The sequence below is a fragment of the Desulfobulbus sp. genome (genome assembly GCF_031547805.1).
In the GTDB taxonomy this organism is placed as follows: domain Bacteria; phylum Desulfobacterota; class Desulfobulbia; order Desulfobulbales; family Desulfobulbaceae; genus Desulfobulbus.
The window spans coordinates 56,634-72,707 of the sequence record NZ_JAVBRQ010000013.1 but is presented as its reverse complement, the minus strand read 5'-3'; the positions used below and the strand labels follow the sequence as shown (position 1 = coordinate 72,707).

At 62.3% G+C, this 16,074-nt stretch carries 15 protein-coding genes, 1 tRNA gene and 1 other RNA gene; 9 read left to right on the top strand and 8 right to left on the bottom strand.

Annotation, left to right across the window (positions count from 1 at the left end; translation table 11 throughout):
• Positions 1–94 precede the first annotated feature (94 nt).
• Both groL and groES read right to left on the bottom strand, forming a co-directional pair.
• Positions 95–1,744 (bottom strand): chaperonin GroEL, encoded by a 1,650-nt coding sequence (gene groL, locus RMR13_RS04895; protein WP_310599519.1) that lies wholly within the window; start codon positions 1,742–1,744, stop codon positions 95–97.
• Positions 1,745–1,784: 40 nt separating this feature from the next.
• Entirely contained in the window at positions 1,785–2,075 is a 291-nt protein-coding gene (groES, locus tag RMR13_RS04890) for a co-chaperone GroES (protein WP_028317833.1), read from the bottom strand.
• Between groES and RMR13_RS04885 the strand changes: the two genes are divergently transcribed.
• A complete protein-coding gene (locus tag RMR13_RS04885) occupies positions 2,074–2,283 on the top strand; it encodes a hypothetical protein (protein WP_310599518.1) in 210 nt (69 codons plus the stop codon). The two genes, groES and RMR13_RS04885, sit on opposite strands and share 2 nt — an antisense overlap.
• A 43-nt stretch (positions 2,284–2,326) precedes the next feature.
• Here RMR13_RS04885 and RMR13_RS04880 read toward each other — a convergent pair whose 3' ends face one another.
• From RMR13_RS04880 to RMR13_RS04865, 4 genes are all read right to left on the bottom strand, one after another.
• Positions 2,327–3,412 (bottom strand): branched-chain amino acid aminotransferase, encoded by a 1,086-nt coding sequence (locus tag RMR13_RS04880; RefSeq protein ID WP_310599517.1) that lies wholly within the window; start codon positions 3,410–3,412, stop codon positions 2,327–2,329.
• 225 nt (positions 3,413–3,637) lie between these two features.
• Positions 3,638–4,489 (bottom strand): deoxyribonuclease IV, encoded by an 852-nt coding sequence (locus RMR13_RS04875; protein ID WP_310599516.1) that lies wholly within the window; start codon positions 4,487–4,489, stop codon positions 3,638–3,640.
• Between the two features lie 31 nt (positions 4,490–4,520).
• The gene (gene surE, locus RMR13_RS04870; protein ID WP_310599515.1) at positions 4,521–5,273 is read right to left on the bottom strand and encodes a 5'/3'-nucleotidase SurE; all 753 of its coding nucleotides are present in this window, start codon (positions 5,271–5,273) and stop codon (positions 4,521–4,523) included.
• Between the two features lie 15 nt (positions 5,274–5,288).
• Positions 5,289–6,011 (bottom strand): DUF1499 domain-containing protein, encoded by a 723-nt coding sequence (locus tag RMR13_RS04865; RefSeq protein WP_310599514.1) that lies wholly within the window; start codon positions 6,009–6,011, stop codon positions 5,289–5,291.
• A gap of 203 nt (positions 6,012–6,214) precedes the next feature.
• Between RMR13_RS04865 and RMR13_RS04860 the strand changes: the two genes are divergently transcribed.
• Complete coding sequence (locus tag RMR13_RS04860) at positions 6,215–7,504, top strand: HD domain-containing phosphohydrolase (protein WP_310599513.1); 1,290 nt, start codon at positions 6,215–6,217, stop codon at positions 7,502–7,504.
• 32 nt (positions 7,505–7,536) lie between these two features.
• Here RMR13_RS04860 and RMR13_RS04855 read toward each other — a convergent pair whose 3' ends face one another.
• On the bottom strand, positions 7,537–9,339 hold the full coding sequence (locus RMR13_RS04855) for a M48 family metalloprotease (RefSeq protein ID WP_310599512.1): 1,803 nt from the start codon (positions 9,337–9,339) through the stop codon (positions 7,537–7,539).
• A 231-nt stretch (positions 9,340–9,570) separates the two neighbouring features.
• On the opposite strand from RMR13_RS04855, the gene RMR13_RS04850 reads away from it, so the two are divergent.
• The 7 genes from RMR13_RS04850 (at position 9,571) to RMR13_RS04820 (ending at position 14,816) form a co-directional block, all read left to right on the top strand.
• Positions 9,571–9,647, top strand: a tRNA-Ile gene (locus RMR13_RS04850).
• Positions 9,648–9,822: 175 nt separating this feature from the next.
• Positions 9,823–10,626: a Nif3-like dinuclear metal center hexameric protein gene (locus tag RMR13_RS04845; RefSeq protein ID WP_310599511.1), complete on the top strand. Its 804-nt coding sequence runs from the start codon at positions 9,823–9,825 to the stop codon at positions 10,624–10,626.
• A gap of 112 nt (positions 10,627–10,738) precedes the next feature.
• Positions 10,739–11,467 (top strand): C4-type zinc ribbon domain-containing protein, encoded by a 729-nt coding sequence (locus tag RMR13_RS04840; protein ID WP_310599510.1) that lies wholly within the window; start codon positions 10,739–10,741, stop codon positions 11,465–11,467.
• Complete coding sequence (locus RMR13_RS04835; protein ID WP_310599509.1) at positions 11,457–12,062, top strand: ribonuclease HI family protein; 606 nt, start codon at positions 11,457–11,459, stop codon at positions 12,060–12,062. The genes RMR13_RS04840 and RMR13_RS04835 overlap by 11 nt, the downstream gene beginning before the upstream one ends.
• A gap of 38 nt (positions 12,063–12,100) precedes the next feature.
• Positions 12,101–12,470, top strand: an RNA gene (gene rnpB / locus RMR13_RS04830) — RNase P RNA component class A.
• Positions 12,471–12,499: 29 nt separating this feature from the next.
• Positions 12,500–13,684, top strand: coding sequence for a 2-C-methyl-D-erythritol 4-phosphate cytidylyltransferase (gene ispD / locus RMR13_RS04825; RefSeq protein WP_310599508.1), 1,185 nt, complete (start codon positions 12,500–12,502; stop codon positions 13,682–13,684).
• Entirely contained in the window at positions 13,671–14,816 is a 1,146-nt protein-coding gene (locus RMR13_RS04820) for a M20/M25/M40 family metallo-hydrolase (RefSeq protein WP_310599507.1), read from the top strand. The genes ispD and RMR13_RS04820 overlap by 14 nt, the downstream gene beginning before the upstream one ends.
• A 5-nt stretch (positions 14,817–14,821) precedes the next feature.
• Here the strand turns inward: RMR13_RS04820 and selD are convergent, their stop codons facing one another.
• Entirely contained in the window at positions 14,822–15,886 is a 1,065-nt protein-coding gene (gene selD, locus RMR13_RS04815; RefSeq protein ID WP_310599506.1) for a selenide, water dikinase SelD, read from the bottom strand.
• Positions 15,887–16,074 lie beyond the last annotated feature (188 nt).

Genomic DNA, 16,074 nt, shown 5'->3' with positions numbered 1-16,074 from the left:
TTCACCAAAAAACAATGCCCTTTCCCGCGAAAAATCCGCGAGAAAGGGCATTCGCACACAACAGGTTTGTTGAGCCGGTGCGGACGGGATCGGCTTACATCATGCCGCCCATGCCGCCCATGCCACCCATACCGCCCGGAGGCATACCGGCGGCGGCGCCCTTGTCTTCGTCGGGCAGCTCGGCGATCATGCACTCGGTGGTCAACAGCAGGCCGGACACGGAAGCCGCGTTCTGCAGGGCGGAACGGGTCACCTTGGCCGGATCGATGACACCAGCTTCAATCAGATCCTCGTATTTCTCGCTGGCGGCGTTGAAGCCCATGGGGCCTTCCAGATTCTTGACATGCTCGACAATCACCGAGCCTTCGCAACCGGCATTGGTGGCAATCTGGCGCACCGGTTCCTCAAGGGCGCGGCGGATGATGTTCCGGCCCAGGGCCTGCTCGCCTTCGAGCTTGATGGCATCCAGGACCTTGAGGCAACGCAGGTAGGCCACGCCGCCGCCGGGAACCACGCCTTCTTCCACTGCGGCGCGGGTGGCGTTCAACGCATCCTCGACCCGGGCCTTCTTCTCCTTCATCTCGACCTCGGTGGCCGCACCGACATTGATCACCGCCACGCCGCCGATCAGCTTGGCCAAACGCTCCTGCAGCTTTTCACGGTCGTAGTCGGAGGTGGTGTCCTCGATCTGGGCGCGGATCTGCTTGACCCGGGCGGCCAGCTTCTCCTTGTCGCCGGCGCCGTCGATGATGGTGGTGTTATCCTTGTCGATCACCACGCGCTTGGCGGTGCCAAGGTCGTTGATGGTGACGTTCTCGAGCTTGATGCCGAGGTCTTCCGTGATCACCTGGCCGCCGGTCAGAATGGCGATGTCTTCGAGCATGGCCTTGCGGCGGTCACCGAAACCCGGCGCCTTGACCGCGGCGACGTTCAGGGTGCCGCGCAGCTTGTTGACCACCAGGGTGGCCAGGGCCTCGCCGTCCACGTCCTCGGCGATGATGCACAGCGGCTTGCCCATCTTGGCTACGGATTCGAGGATCGGCAGCAGATCCTTCATGCTGGAGATCTTCTTCTCGTTGATCAGGATCAGCGGCTCTTCCATGCTGACTTCCATCCGCTCCGGATCGGTGACGAAATAGGGGGAGAGATAGCCGCGATCGAACTGCATGCCTTCGACGACATCAAGGGAGGTCTCCATGGATTTGGCTTCCTCCACGGTGATGACGCCTTCCTTGCCCACCTTGTCCATGGCCTCGGCAATGATGTTGCCGATGGTCTCGTCGTTGTTGGCGGAAATGGTGCCGACCTGAGCGATTTCCTTCTGCTCCTTGGTCGGGCTGGCAATCTTGCCGAGCTCGGCAACCACGGCGGCGACCGAGGCATCGATGCCTCGCTTGATTTCCATCGGGTTGGAACCGGCGGCCACCAGCTTGGCGCCTTCGGTGTAGATGGCCTGGGCCAGAACGGTGGCGGTAGTGGTGCCGTCACCGGCGACGTCCGAGGTCTTGGAAGCGACTTCCTTCACCATCTGGGCGCCCATGTTCTCGAACTTATCCTTCAACTCGATTTCCTTGGCCACGGTGACGCCGTCCTTGGTGATGACGGGTGCGCCAAAGGATTTCTCGATCAACACGTTGCGTCCCTTGGGCCCGAGGGTCACTTTGACAGCGTTTGCCAGGGTGTTGACACCGGTCAACATCTTCTCCCGAGCCTTGGCACCATATTTCAAATCTTTTGCAGCCATTATTTTATCTCCTCAACAATTCGTTTGGATTGATCCTTTCTTACGCCTGCACCACACCAAGGATATCATCCTCGCGCATTATCAGAAAATCCTCTCCGTCCAGCTTCACCTCGGTGCCTCCGTATTTGGAGAACAAGACCCGATCACCGACCGCCAAGTCGATGGCAACGCGCTCGCCGGCATCGTTCCGCTTGCCGGGACCTATGGCGACGATTTCGCCCTCGGCCGGTTTTTCCTTGGCCGAATCGGGGATGATGATGCCGCCGGCGGTTTTCTCTTCTCCTTCCAATCTCTTGACCAGGATACGGTCATTCAATGGACGAATCTTCATGAACATTCCTCCTTCTTCTTTTTTAGATGTAAACACAGAAACGAAACGCTTGAACCGAGAGGGATGGTTTGATGTCCGACGGTCGGTTCAAACCGCGTTGATGGACGAAAACGAAGCTTCGGTCTTCAAACTGCGCAAAATAATAGGTTCGGTTAATGAAAAATCAAGGGAGGGTTGGACGAAAAAAATATATCGTCCAACCCTGTAAAATGACAGGATTTAGCAGAGGGGAAAACAACCGGGAAAGCGCTTCAACCAACCCGAACTCTCCACTTGTGCGGATCTTCGCGCTCTCCGAATTGAATGGCCTGCAACTCGTCGTATAGCCGTTTCGACAGGGAACCGGCAACGCCGCCGTTGATCTGAACCAGCTCTTCCCGATAGCAAAATTCGCCCACCGGACTGATCACCGCCGCGGTGCCGGTGCCGAAACTCTCCTGCAGGCTGCCGTTCTTGCCGGCGGCAATGACCTCGTCGATGGCGATGCGGCGCTCCCTGACCGGGTAGCCCCAGTCGTGCGCCAGCTGCAGGACCGAATCCCTGGTGATGCCGGGCAGAATGGACCCTTCCAGCGGCGGCGTGATCACTTCGCCGTCGATCAAGAAAAAGATATTGGAGGTGCCCACTTCCTCGACATACTTGTGCTCGACCGCATCCAGCCACAGAACCTGGGTGTAGCCCTTGTCATGGGCAAGGTCCTGGGCCTTGAGGCTGGCCGCATAGTTGCCGGCGGTCTTGGCGTTGCCGACTCCGCCGGGAACGGAGCGGGCAAAACTGTCCTCGACGTAGATTTTGGTGGGACTGAAGCCTCCGGAATAGTAGGCGCCGACCGGGCAGCAGATGATGTACAGCAGATATTCCTCGGCCGGCCGCAAGCCCAAGGCCGGTTCGGTGGCTATCATGGTGGGCCGGATGTAGAGGGTCGCGCCCGGGGTTTTGGGCACCCATTCCTGGTCGAGATAGACCATGGCGCGCAGGGCCTGAAGCACCCGATCCTGCGGGAAACGGGGCATGCACATCCGCAGCGCCGATTGATTCATGCGGTCGAAGTTGTCCTGGGGCCGGAAAAGAAAAATCTGGTCGTCCTTGCCGCGGTAGGCCTTCATGCCCTCGAAAATGGCCTGGCCGTAATGAAACACCATGGCGGCCGGATCCATGGCAAAGGTCCGGTAGGGCTCGATGGTGGCTTCGTGCCAGCCTTGCCGCCGATTCCAGCGCATGGTGAACATATGGTCGGTGAAGAACTGGCCGAATCCCAAATTGTTCTGATCCGGTTTCGGTTTCAGCTGATCGGCCGTGGCTTTTTGCAGTGTTACTTCAAGTTCCTGATTGAACATCTTTCCACCCTGCGTACACCGGTTCTGTATCACCGGTCTCCGATTTTCGAGATGATGGGTCGAGACCCGTGCCGGGATGGCCGATGGAATGCGGCCGTCCCAAGCAGAGGCGGCTCCACCCGCAACGGTTCCGGGAGCATAATCGATTGACCTGCGGGAAACAAGCAGTAGTCCGGCCTTGGCAATGAATTTTCTTCGCAGCCGGTCGAGTTGCCACGCAACCGGTCAGGCGGCAAGGGTGCGCAGCAGCCGCAGGTTTTCGACATCCTCGGCCAGGTCGTCCCCCTTGTCGGTCTCCAGGACCATGGGCAGATGAGCCAAGCGGGGATCGGTGAGCAACAAGCGGAAACCTTCCCGGCCGATGCAGCCCTCGCCGATGTGCTCATGCCGGTCGACCCGGCTGCCGCACTCCTTTTGGGAGTCGTTGAGGTGCAGCAGAAGAATGCGGTCCAGGCCGACATGGCGCTCAAGCTGCGCCATGGTGCGGGCGTAGCCCTCGGCGGTACGGAAATCGTAGCCGGCGGCAAAGATATGGCAGGTATCGACGCAGATGCCGAGATGTTCGGGAAAACGGCTTGCGGCCAGCAGCCACCCCAACTCTTCGAAGCTACTGCCCAGCGAGGTGCCTTGGCCGGCGGTGGTTTCCAGCAACACCTTCAGGCCGGTATCGAGCGCCCCCGAGCGCTCCAGGGCCAGATCGAGACGATGCGCCGCCCGTTCCACCCCGGCCTCGACGCCGCCGCCGCCGTAGCTGCCCGGGTGGATCACCACCAGATCGATGCCCAGTTGCAGACAGCGCCGCAACTCCTCGGTAAAGCCGGCCACCGATTGTTCGGCCTTGTCCGCTCCACCGGCCAGATTGATCAGGTAGGAGGCATGAGCGGCCACCGGCATACCCTTGCTTTGGGCCCATCGTTCCCTGAACCGGTCAACAGCTTCCGGCTGGAGCGGGGGCGTTCGCCATTGGCGCTGGTTGGCGGTGAAAATCTGCAGGGCCTCGCCGCCCACTCGCTCGATCCGGTCAAAAGCCAGGTGCAAGCCACCGGCAATGGATTGATGGGCGCCCAGCAAAGGCATCAGCGCACCTCCTGTCGCGGCGCGCACGCGATCACATCTTCCACTGCCGAGCCAGGTACGACAGCCCCTCGTGGTTGGTCAGGTCGAGCTGGATCGGGGTGACCGAGATGTAGCCGTTGCGCACCGCCTCCTCGTCGGTATCGTCGCCGCCGGACCATTGGACGGTGCCGCCGCCGATCCAATAATGCTTGCGGCCCCAGGGGTCGAAGGTTTCCTGGATGGAGTCCTGATACAATCGGCGGCCCTGGCGGGTGAAACGGATGCCCCGGATCGCGCCGGCGGGCAGGGGCGGAAGGTTGATATTGAGCAGGGATCTGGGCGGCAGGTGCATGGTCAGGGCCATGGAAGCCAGCTTCCAGGCCACCGCCGCGGTCACCTCGAAATCGTAGGGTGGATTGCCGCCCAGCGAAAACGCCAGCGAAGGGATGCCGTACATGGTGCCCTCGATGGCCGCCGACACCGTGCCCGAATAGCTGATGTCGTCGCCCAGGTTGGCCCCGGGATTGATTCCCGAGACCAGCAGATCGGGCTTTCTGCGCAAAATCTTGTTGATGGCGATGGTGACGCAGTCGGTGGGCGTGCCGTCGATGGTATGGATGTGGTCCTCCAGTTGCACCACCCGCAGGGGCCGGTTCATAGTCAGGGAATGGCTGACCGCCGAATTGTCCCGCTCGGGCGCGACGATGACCGCCTCGCCCAGCGAACTGACCGCCTCATGCAAGGCGCGGATGCCCGGCGCGTAGACGCCGTCGTCGTTGGTGACCAGAATGAGCGGCTGGGACATGATGGTGCTCCGAAGTTATGGATTGCGGAAGGCAGCGGCAAAGGAGCGAATCCGCTTGGCATTGGCGCCCAAATCGCTGACCCCGGCCCGCGAGGCGGACCGGAGATCGACGCGGCTGCCGTCGCCGGAAACGGCGATGCGGATGGCGATGTCGTCGGTGAAGCCGAACACCGGCGTCCGGTCGACTGCTTCGATCAGCCCCTGGTCGCGGTTCTGTCCCACGATTGTCCAGCCGAGCCGTTCGGCCACGGCCAGGCACCTGGCAAAGGCATCGCCTGGGGCAAGCGCCACCTTGATCGGCACCAGATCGGGATAGGCCTGCCGTTGCAAACCGGCCACCGTCTCGCCGGGGTAGGCAACGGGATTGTCGCCCGGACCGCGAAGCTGCGCTGCGGCGACAAACAGGGGCGGATTGCCGGGGTCGGTGGTGATGTCGTGGATGGGCGGCGCCTGGGCACCGCGCAAACCGGCCAGCAGCAGGCCGACCAAGGCGACCAGACCGATCCCGGCGGCAGGCAGGCAGGCGGCTGGACCGCCCTGACGGCCGGATCGCAGCAGCCAAAACAGCGCCACCAGGCCGATGAAGCCGGTCAGCACCAGGCCGCCAAGCCCCACTGCCACCAGCATGAGCGCCGGCCGCCAGCCCAACAGCGATGCTCGGAACCCGAGCACGCCCGCCAAGGCCAGAACCAGCCAGACCACCTGGCCCAGCAGCAGCCAAGGCCTCCTTCGAATCATTTTCCCCCCTCGCCGGCAGCAAGATCCCGTCGCCTTCCCGGGACCGAATGCCGCCTCATCTCAAAATCCTGAAAATAACGGTCATGTCTTGAACCGGAAAACGCTTCCCCGTATAATTTCTTTTATTGGCAACTGCCACGATCAGCCCTGTTCCATCGACAACGATCAAGATGCTTCCGGCTCATTTCCCACAGACGGCACCCATGCAGACCAGCAAAGGCTTTCTCATCCTGACGGCACTTTCCCCGACCGCCGATGAGCCACAGCTCATCGCCTATCTCGAAAAACGGGCCAAAAGCATCCCGCGCGGCAGAATTCCGGCCCTCTTGCATAATTTGCCGGTGGTACTGAGCCGCAACGTCGCCGAAGGGACCAGCATGCTCGTCATCGACAAACTGAACGAACTGGGGGCCGAGGCCAGGTTCGTTCCCTTGCCCGGCGACGACGAGGCCCCCGACGCGCCTTTGCCGGAGCCGAACGAGCCCGCCGCCCCTGCCGAACGCGGCCGAATCAAGCTGCCCTTTGCCCTGCCCTCGAAGCTGGCCGCCAGGCTCCCCGCGCTGCCTTGGCGCACCGGCTCCCTGACAGATTATTCCCTGAAACAGATCGGCAAAAACCTGCTGATCGTTGTCGCCATGCTGGGGATCGCCTGGACGCTCAACTACGCCATTGCCCCGCAACCCGCGCTTCTAAGCGTTTACACCTTGCCGGCCGTGGCCGCCGCCTATTTCTTCGGCCGGAACTGGGCGCTGTTCGCCGCTTGCGCCGGCATCCTCCTGATCGGGCTCGGGGACGACGGCCCGTGGTTCCATCTCCTTTCCTGGGGATGCGTTCTGTTGGCAACCGCCTTTGCCATGGGCACCCTGTTCGAAAGCAACCAGAGCAAAGCGAGGGAACTCAGGCAAACCTACCAAGGTTTGCTGCTGATCCTGCGCCACGTCACCACCCATGACGTGGAACGGGAAAATCACTGTTTTCGCGTCTCGATCTATGCCACGCGCATTGCCGACTACCTGGGACTCGACAAGAACAGCATCGAGGATATCCGCACGGCCGCCTTGTTGCACCACCTCGGACGGATGCAGCTCAGCCGCTCGATCCTGAGCAAGGCCTCGGCTCACTGGCTCGCTCAGGACGAAGCGTCCGGCAAAAGGACTGCTATCGACGGCGACGCCATCGACGAACGTCTTCTCAGCGGGCCGGTAGGCCGCATCCTGCCGCTCCTGCTCGGCTCCCAGGTCCAAAAAACCGCACAGACGGAGCAAGGGGCGGAACCGGGGGAAACCGTTCCCCTGGGAACCCGCATCCTGGCGGTGGCCGATGCCTACGACAGCCTGACCTTCGGCGATAACGAGCAACAGGCGGTGTCGCCCGCGGTGGCCCGTGACGCCATCGTCGCCAAGGCGGGCACCGAATTCGATCCCGAGGTGGTCAAGGCCTTTGCCACGGCCTTCGAGCGCATGGAAATGGAACTGCCCACCTTCATCCTTTAAGACGAGGCGGGCAAGGATCGCCCGCCTTTCGGCTATTCATCCCACTTCTGCAGCCTGAATCTTTCAATCTGCCCCTGGTAGTAGGCCCTGTTGTCCGGATCGAGGCGAAGGGCCTTGAGCTCGGTGGTCACCGCCTCCTCGACCAAGCCGTTGGCCCAGTACGCCATGGCCAGGGTGTCGAGCACATAGCCGTGTTCTTTCAAAAGCGCGGCGGTGTGGGCTAGGGTCAGGGCCTGCCCCGGGTCGCGCACGCTTTTGTCCTGAGCGGTGATCAGCAGCCAGGCCAGGTTGTTGTTGAGCTCCGCGTTCAACGGCGCCAGCGCCAGCGCCTTTTCATACGCTTCGATCGCCCGCCGCTCCAGCTTGCGGCTTTGCAAAAAGTCCCCCAGATACATCAGCCACAGACTGTTGCCCGGCTCGAGGCGGGCTTTCTGGAGCAACACCGCCTCGGCGTATTTTGTTTCGTAGCCCTCGGACAGTTTGCCGACATCGATCCGTTGCAGGAAGAAGACGCCCAGGGCGATACAAAGGCAGTAGGCGATCAGATGGAGCCGCAGCCTGCGGCTGTGCCGGTCGATCAGGCTGCGGTCGTGCTCGCAGCGCTGGAGAAAGTCGATCCGCTCGCCGATGCCGAAATGGTGCCAGTTTTTTTCCTCCCGGCTGCCGCCGCCGAACAGGACGATTTTCTCAAAGGCATGGATCAGGGGGGCTCCCGTTCCCAGGGCACGAAAAACGTACACATCGGCCTGGCGCTCGAAATTGCGCACAAAATAGCCGAAAATGAAACGAAAATAGACCAGGAGCAGAACCAGCAGCGGCAGGCTCGCCATCACCCCCAGCAGGTTGCCGGGGGTGATCGACAGATGCGAAAGCAGGCGGTAGAAGAAATCGCTGGACAGGATGAAATGGGGCAGGGGTTTGGCCACCGCTCCGGCCAGCAGGCTGAATCCGAGGAACAGCAGGACATACAGCAACAAATGCCGGTGCTTGACATGGCCGATCTCATGGGCCAGGACGCTGTCCAGTTCCTCCTCGTTCAAAGTCTCCAGCAGCGCGGGGGTGACCAACAGATAGCGCAGTTGGGGCACGATACCCATGATGCCCGCGGTCAGCACCTGCCCCTCGAACAGCGGCCAGAGATACATTTTGATGTCGAACTGCTGGGATCGGCAAAAGGCCTGGAGCCGATCCCGCCGCGGCCCCGGCGGCAAGGGGGTGCATCCCCAGAGGGTGCGGACCAGGGGAGGGAAGACCAGGATAAGGAAAAAGAGGAACAGGACAAACAAGACGAGATCGCCCCAGGACGAACGCAGCACGCCCGCCAGTCCGGGAATGGGCAAAAGCAGCAGGCAGTCGAAAACCAGGGACAGGGTCAACCAGGGCAGGACGATAGGCAGATTGGCCTTGATGTTGGTGCGGACAAAGGCGCCGCGGGAATACGAACACTGAAAAAGCCGCTGGTAACTCGGCCTGGCGGCCAGCCACATCATGATCAGGAAAAGAAAAAAGCAAGCCAGCCCGGCGGCATCGGTCAGCACCGGCAGCGTGCCGCCCAAGGACAGCGGTTTCAGATAATATTTGAGGTCAAGCAGATAGATACAGGCAGCAAACACCAACACCGCCAGCAGCGACAGTTTTTTTTCCGCCGAAAAATAGTCGCTCGCCCCGGCTGCCGGCCGGTTGAACAACCGGGCCGCCAAACGGGAAAAGCCCCAATAGACCGCGGCCAGGGCGGCCAGAGTCCACAGGGGCGGCAGAACCGGCCGGGTCGCAGGGGTGTTGGTGGAGAAGACGAAAATCGCCACCAGAAAATAGAGCAGGTTGGTATACAGCATCAAAACACCTCTTGTTGTTTCCCGCCGCACCGCGATACAGCACGGTTCGGTGCGGTCCGGAATGGAACACGGCTTGCGGTCTACCCTACGCACACCGGGCGCAATATGCCAGGAATCGTTTTCCCTGCCCCTGTTTTTCTCCGGCCGCGCCCGGTTTTTTTAGAAAAAAATCAAAAAGGGACTTGACCTTTTTTTTACGATTAGTATTATATCATGTTTACTGTAATACTTGGGCCTATAGCTCAGTTGGCTAGAGCCACCGGCTCATAACCGGTCGGTCCCTGGTTCGAGTCCAGGTGGGCCCACCATCATTTCCGAAGAGCGGAGCGAATGTTCCCGGCCCTCGCCCCTTTAACCCTGACATTGAAGACATTGACCAGTTCCTGGCTGCCAGTGTTGCAACAACGCAGGGCATTACCGCCAATGCCTATGAAGAGGTACATCCCCACAAGGATGTACCTCTTTTTCTTTACAGAGTAACACGTGCCTACCATTCGAGACATCCTGACAATTCTCCAACAGATCGTCCCGGCCGGCCTGGCCGAGGAGTGGGATAACGTCGGCTTGCTGGTCGGCGACCCGAATCAACCGGTTCAACGCGTCCTCCTGGCGCTCGATCCGACGGTCGCTTTGATCGAACAAGCCGCGGCCGAACGCTACGACCTGGTCGTCACCCACCACCCCGCCATCTTCCGCCCCCTGAAAGCCCTGCGAACCGACACCCCCACCGGCCGGTTCGTCGCCTTGGCCGCCCGCAACCAAATCGGCGTTATCGCCTGCCATACCAATCTCGATTCGATCCAGAGCGGGGTCAGCGATCATCTGGCCCAAGCCCTCGGTTTGGTGGACACCCGGCCGCTGGTGCCGGCGCGCGGGGAATGCGCGCTGGGCTGCGGCCTGGGCCGCATCGGCATCTTGCCCACCCCGGTGGACGCCCGCGCCTTTCTCGACCGGCTCCGGCAGGCGTGCTCGCCACCCTGGATCTTGGAGGCCGGAATACGGCCCGAGCGAGTGACGACGGTCGCCGTGTGCGGCGGCTCCTGCTCGGACCTGACGGAAGCGGCCTTCAATATGGGCGCCGAGGTCTTTGTGACCGCCGAGGTCAAGCATTCGGTGGCCCGCTGGGCGGCGGACGCGGGTATCTGGCTGCTCGACGCCGGCCACTTCGCCACCGAGCAGCCCGCCATGCCGATTTTTCGCGACATGCTGCGGCAGCATATCGAGGCGCGCTCCTGGGACATCGCCGTCGACCTCGCGGCCCAGCAACCGCCGTTGCATCTGGCATGAACGTCCACAGCCACCCCATCGCCGTTCGGACCGCCATGCAATGTACCCGGCTTCACCCCACTGGTTTCGTTTCCTTTGCTAACTTCAGACCCACCGACCGAGGAGTTCATCATTGAAAGAGGAAATACTCAAACTCATCAAACTGCAGGCAATCGACAGCGAAATTGCCGGGTTCGACCATGCCATCGCCAAGCATCGGACAGCGGTCGCCAACCGCGAGCAGGCCATCGCCGAGAAACAGGAGGCGATTACCCATTTCCGCAACAAGATTGAATTGCTCAACCAAAAGCAGGCGGAAACCAAGGCCGAGCACGACGACGCGGGAGCACGGGTAAAAGATCGGCAGAACAAAATGATGCAGGTCCAGACCAGCCGGGAGCACCAGGCCCTGCTCAAGGAAATCGAAGAGAACAAGCGACTGGTCAAGGAAACCGAAGACCGCATCCTCCAGTTCATCGAGCAGATCGAACAACTGGAGAACGAGGCCTCCACCTTGGAAAATCTGTGCTCCGGCGAGCAGCAGCTGCTGGCCGAAGAGGTCGAAAAGGTCGACCAGGAAATCCAGCGCATCGAGGAAGCCAAAAAGTCGGTGCTCGGCAAGCGGGAAGCCGAGACTGCGGCCCTGCAGGGGCCCTACCTCAAACGATACACCATGCTGCTGGCCAAACGCGACGGCCTGGCGGTGGTGGCCGTCAACGGCAGCGTTTGCCAGGGCTGCCACATGGCCCTGCCGCCGCAACAGGTGATCGAGGTGCGCAAGGCGGAAAAATTCAACCTCTGTCCGACCTGCCAGCGCATCCTCTATTACCAGGAAGCCGAGGAAACCGAGAGTGGACAGTGAGTTGCCGGCCAGGGAGCACATCCTGCGGCAACTGGCGGACCACCTCGACGACGACACCTTCCGGCGGATTTTTCCGGACCAGCATCCGGATGCCATTCGCGGCCTGCTTCTTGGTCGGCAACCGACGGCAGCGGTAAACCGCGCGACGGCCGCACCGACCGTCCGGAGCACGCCGGCCGGCAAGGCAACGACCGCATGCCGCCTGTTCACCGACGGTGCCTCCCGCGGCAACCCCGGACAGGCCGGGGCCGGTGCGGTTCTCCTGGGCGAGCGAGGCGAGGAATTGGCGGCCTGCTCGGTGTATCTCGGCACATGCACCAACAATGTCGCCGAGTACAAGGCTCTGCTCGTCGGCCTGGAGGAAGCGCAGCGCAAAGGATGCGGCCAGCTGGCCATCTTCTTGGATTCGGAGCTGATCGTTCGCCAGGTCCAGGGACGCTACAAAGTCAAGAATGAAACGCTTCTGCCTCTTTTTCGCCAGGTGCGGGAACGGCTGGACCGGTTCGAGACCTGGTCGATCGCCCATGTGCCCCGCGCCCAGAACGCCCGGGCCGACCAGTTGGCCAATCAAGGCATCGACCGGCGGCACGGCTGACCCAGTCCTTGGCCCCGAGGCTGGCAAGCAGGATTTGGGGGGGTGAATGCATGATCGCTCCGGCGCAGGCCGGGGAGGAAAGTCCGAACACCGAAGGGCGCGGTGGTTCGTAACGCGAACACCGGGAAACCGGGGGAAAGTGCCACAGAAAAAACACCGCCGATGGAACGTGCAAGCGTTTACAGGCAAGGTTGAAATGGCGAGGTAAGAGCTCACCGCCCCCATGGCGACATGGGGGGCAGGGCAAACCCCACCGGGTGCAAGACCAAATAGGGAGGCGTTTGAGGGCGGCCCGTCCAAAGCCTCCGGGTAGGTTGCATGAGATGCCGGGCAACCGGCATCCCAGAGAAATGATCATGGTCCGTCCTCGGACGGGAACAGAATTCGGCTTATAATTCACCCCCCTTTTTTCTTCCGTGAACGGCAATACGTTCCCAATGCCGCCCGCCGGCATCGTCATTCCGGCCGGCGGCTCCGGCTCCCGCTTCGGCCATGCCCAACCCAAGCAGTTTCTGGAGTTGGCCGGCCTTCCCATTCTGGTCCGAACCTGTCAGGCCTTTTTCGCCGTGGAGGCCGTCCAGGCCGTGGTGGTGGCGGCCCCAGCCGATTATCTCCATCACACCGCCGACCTGCTGCACACCCATCTGCCGGCCCGCCATCTCGGCAAACTGCACATCACCGCCGGCGGCACTACCCGCCAGGATTCGGTGCACGCCGGCCTGCTGCGACTGCCCCCCGCAATCGAATTGGTGCTGGTCCACGACGCGGCCCGGCCGTTGGTGGATCCGGCAACCATCCTCCGCTGCCTGGAAGGAGCGGCCCGCCTCGGCGCGGTCATCGCCGCAGTGCCGGTCAAGGATACCTTAAAACGGGTCGAACGCGATGGCACGATCATGGCCACGGTCGACCGCAGCCATCTCTGGCAGGCGCAAACGCCCCAGGCGGCCCGACGACACTTGCTGGAACAGGCCTTTGCCGCCGCGCAGCGCACCGGTTTTGTCGGCACCGACGAGGCCTCGTTGCTGGAGGCGGCCGAGATTCCCGTGCGGGTGGTCGCGGGCAGCGAATGCAATGGCAAGATCACCCATCCGGAAGATCTGCGCGTGGCGGCGGCCCTGGCCGCCGGGGAGGAGAGCATGAAGATTGGCCACGGGTTCGACGCCCATCGGCTGGTGAGCGGCCGCCCCCTGATTCTTGGCGGGGTGAGCATCGAATACGAACTGGGCCTGGAGGGGCATTCCGATGCCGACGTCGTGGCCCACGCCCTGGCCGACGCGCTGCTCGGTGCCTTGGGCGCCGGCGATATCGGCCGCCATTTCCCCGATTCCGATCCGCAATACAAGGGTATCGACAGCCTGCTCTTACTGGGCAGGGTCTACGAATTGGCGACGCAGCGGGGTTTTCGTCTGGGCAACGCGGACATCACCATTGTCTGCCAGAGACCCAGGCTGGCACCCCACCTCGCCACCATGGCGGGCAACCTGGCCCGATGCTGCGCATCGGACCCCGCCGCTGTCAACATCAAGGCAACCACCACGGAAAACATGGGATACACCGGACGAGGCGAGGGCATTGCCGCCCATGCCGTCGTCCTGCTGAGGTCGAATCATGGATGTGCATAGAGAACGGCTGGCCGCCACTTTCACCGAACTGTGCGAAATCGACAGTCCTTCCCGCCGGGAAGGCCGGATCTCGCAACGCCTGCAGCAGATCTTCCGCGAACTGGGAGCCGCGGAAATCGTCGAGGACGATTCCGCCGCCCGCACCGGCTCGGAATGCGGCAACCTGATCGTCCGCTTCCCCGGCACCCTTGAGCTCGCGCCGATCTTCTTCAGCTGCCACATGGACACGGTCCAGCCAGCCGAGGGCGTGCGGGTCAAGCGGAGCGGCGATCTGTTCACCAGCGCCGGCGACACCATCCTGGGCAGCGACGACAAATCCGGCATCGCCGCCTGCGTCGAGGCGATGCGAGTGCTGCGCGAGGGCGGACGGCCGCACCGGCCGGTGGAACTGGTGATCACCACCTGCGAGGAGATCGGACTGGTGGGGGCCAAGGCCCTGGATCCGGCCCTGGTACGCGCCCGCGAGGGCTATGCCCTGGATTCCAGCGGTTTTGCCCGGGTGGTGACCCATGCCCCGGCGGCCAACCGGCTGACCGTGACCGTCAGCGGCGTGGCCGCGCATGCCGGCCTGCACCCGGAATGGGGGGTCAACGCCCTCATCCTTGCCGCCAAGGCCCTGGCTCAGGTGCCCAACGGCCGCATCGACGAGGAAACCACCACCAACTTCGGCACCATCAAGGGCGGGACCGCCGCCAACATCGTACCGGAAAAGGTGGTGATCGAGGGAGAAGTGCGCAGCCACTCCATGGCAAAACTGGAACGAGTGACCGGGGAGATCCGCGAGATATTCACCGCGGCGGTGGCGGACTGGACCGATCCCACCGGCTCGGCCAAGGGAATGCCGGCGGTCGAGATCGAAGTTGAGCAGGATTTTCCGGCAATGCAGTTGCGGCGGGAGGATCCGGTGCTGAGACGGGTGGAAGCGGCGGCCCGGTCCATTGGCATGGAACTGACTTACGAAAGGGCGGGTGGCGGTTCGGATGCCAATATTTTCAACGGCTACGGCCTGGCCACGGCGATCGTCGCCACCGGCATGACCAACGTCCATTCCACCACCGAGCAGGTGGAATTGCAGGACATGGTCGACCTGACCCGGCTGCTCATCGCCCTGATGACCGAATCGTCCTGCTGAGCGGGTCAGGCCAGGTGGATCAGGCCGGGTTCGCCGGGCAACACCTCGCCGATGATCCGGCACTCGGGCAGATAGCCCCGCCGAGCCAATTCGTCCAGCAGCCGCATGGCGGCATCGCGTCCCATGGCCAGCAGCAGACCGCCCGAAGTCTGGGGATCGTAGCCGAGCATTTCCAGGGAGTCCAGCTCGGGCAGATCGGAACGGACCCACTGCCGGTAGTAACTGCGGTTGCGATAGGCACCTTCGGGAAGAATGCCCATGTCGGCAAACCCGAGGACCTCCGGCAAAATGGGCAGTGCTTTCCGGTCGAGACGGATGGAGGCGCCCGAGGCCGCGGCCAGCTCGTGCGCATGGCCGAACAGCCCGAACCCCGTGATGTCGGTACAGCCATGCACCTCGGACCGCAGCCCCTCGTCCGCATCGACGATCTCCATGGGCAGGCGGTTGAGGGTGGCCAGCAGGTCCACCAGTTGCCGCTCCGTTGCCGCCGAAGCCAAGCCGCCCTTGATCGCGGTGGACAGGATACCGGTTCCCAGGGGCTTGGTGAGCACGAGCACATCTCCCGGCCGGCCGCCGCCATTGCGCAGGACCCGTTGCGGGTGGACCAGACCGGTGACCGACAGCCCGTATTTCAGCTCCGCATCCTCGATGGAATGGCCGCCCACCAGCAGTGCCCCGGCCTCCCGGATGACGGCCAACCCGCCTTCGAGCACCCGCCGGAATACCGACGAGTCCATGGATTTGGCCGGGCAGGCCAGGATGTTCATGCACAACAGCGGCCTGCCGCCCATGGCATAGACATCGGACAGGGAATTGGCGGCGGCGATCCGGCCGAAATCATAGGGATCGTCGACGATCGGGGTGAAAAAATCGACGGTCTGGATCAGGGCGGTGTCGTCGTTGAGACGGTACACCCCGGCGTCGTCGCTGGTTTCGGTCCCCACGAGCAGATTGGGATCGGTCGGCAGCTCAAGCCCGCACAATAACCGGCCCAGGTCCCCCGGGCCCAATTTGGCGGCTCAGCCCGCGGCCTTGACGGTGGCGGTCAGTTTGACGGGTACGGTGGTCATGGGTTTTACGCCTCTGGGCATGCTGAAATCGTGGTGTGATTTTATTCACTCAAGCTACCCGATATTTTATTGAAAAAAAACGTGCAATCTGGTTGTAAATAAACTTCTTTGCACAAACCGGATCATCCCGAAACAGGCACAAGGAATCGTTCTTTGTGCCTTTCGATTTTTGGCGCATCCGACATTTT

Excerpts from the sequence above, each read along its gene's own strand:
- groL (WP_310599519.1), bottom strand. The coding sequence starts at position 1,744 with ATGGCTGCAAAAGATTTGAAATATGGTGCCAAGGCTCGGGAGAAGATG.
- RMR13_RS04885 (WP_310599518.1), top strand. The coding sequence starts at position 2,074 with ATGAACATTCCTCCTTCTTCTTTTTTAGATGTAAACACAGAAACGAAA.
- groES (WP_028317833.1), bottom strand. The coding sequence starts at position 2,075 with ATGAAGATTCGTCCATTGAATGACCGTATCCTGGTCAAGAGATTGGAA.
- RMR13_RS04880 (WP_310599517.1), bottom strand. The coding sequence starts at position 3,412 with ATGTTCAATCAGGAACTTGAAGTAACACTGCAAAAAGCCACGGCCGAT.
- RMR13_RS04875 (WP_310599516.1), bottom strand. The coding sequence starts at position 4,489 with ATGCCTTTGCTGGGCGCCCATCAATCCATTGCCGGTGGCTTGCACCTG.
- surE (WP_310599515.1), bottom strand. The coding sequence starts at position 5,273 with ATGTCCCAGCCGCTCATTCTGGTCACCAACGACGACGGCGTCTACGCG.
- RMR13_RS04865 (WP_310599514.1), bottom strand. The coding sequence starts at position 6,011 with ATGATTCGAAGGAGGCCTTGGCTGCTGCTGGGCCAGGTGGTCTGGCTG.
- RMR13_RS04860 (WP_310599513.1), top strand. The coding sequence starts at position 6,215 with ATGCAGACCAGCAAAGGCTTTCTCATCCTGACGGCACTTTCCCCGACC.
- RMR13_RS04855 (WP_310599512.1), bottom strand. The coding sequence starts at position 9,339 with ATGCTGTATACCAACCTGCTCTATTTTCTGGTGGCGATTTTCGTCTTC.
- ispD (WP_310599508.1), top strand. The coding sequence starts at position 12,500 with ATGCCGCCCGCCGGCATCGTCATTCCGGCCGGCGGCTCCGGCTCCCGC.
- RMR13_RS04820 (WP_310599507.1), top strand. The coding sequence starts at position 13,671 with ATGGATGTGCATAGAGAACGGCTGGCCGCCACTTTCACCGAACTGTGC.